We start from the raw sequence: 461 nt of genomic DNA, 5'->3' as shown, positions 1-461 counted from the left end.
ATTTCAGCGCGCCCGACATCGAGGCGGCAGCCGCCAAGGTGACCGAGGCGGGCGGCAGCGTGACGATGGGGCCGATCGAGGTCCCCGGCGGCGACCGCATCATCGTGGCGAGCGATCCGCACGGCGTCGTCTTCGGCGTGGTCGGCCCGGGTGACGCTGCCGTCGCGGAGCATTGAGCGTTCAGGCGAACGCCGCCGCGCTCTTTAGCTGGGTGTAGGCCGCGATCACGTCCTGCAGCTTGCTCTCGAAACTGCGGTCGCCGCCATTGCGATCGGGGTGATATTTGCGCACCAATTCGGCATAGCGTTCGCGCAAACCGCGCCGGTCGACATCGGGGGCGAGCCCCAGCACCTTGAGCGAGCGCCGGTCGACCTCCGACAAAGGCCGCCCGTCCTTCCGCTCTGGCTCCATCTTGCGCCGGAAACGCGCGCCGATCGCGTCGAGCGGATCGCTGAAATCGG

2 protein-coding genes are annotated in these 461 nt (G+C 68.5%); one reads left to right on the top strand and one right to left on the bottom strand.

Translation table 11 applies throughout. From position 1 onward, the window contains the following. Positions 1-17 precede the first annotated feature (17 nt). On the top strand, positions 18-176 hold the full coding sequence (locus tag AACY49_RS32040) for a hypothetical protein (RefSeq protein WP_445262690.1): 159 nt from the start codon (positions 18-20) through the stop codon (positions 174-176). 4 nt (positions 177-180) lie between these two features. Here the strand turns inward: AACY49_RS32040 and AACY49_RS30840 are convergent. Further along, positions 181-461, bottom strand: a 281-nt coding sequence (locus tag AACY49_RS30840; protein ID WP_339528088.1) for a J domain-containing protein, incomplete at its 5' end; no start/stop codon positions are given.

This window comes from Pseudomonas sp. EL_65y_Pfl2_R96, from assembly GCF_963970905.1.
Lineage (GTDB): Bacteria > Pseudomonadota > Gammaproteobacteria > Pseudomonadales > Pseudomonadaceae > Aquipseudomonas.
Note: the sequence above shows the minus strand (reverse complement) of the source record. Positions and strands in the feature narration are given on the sequence as shown.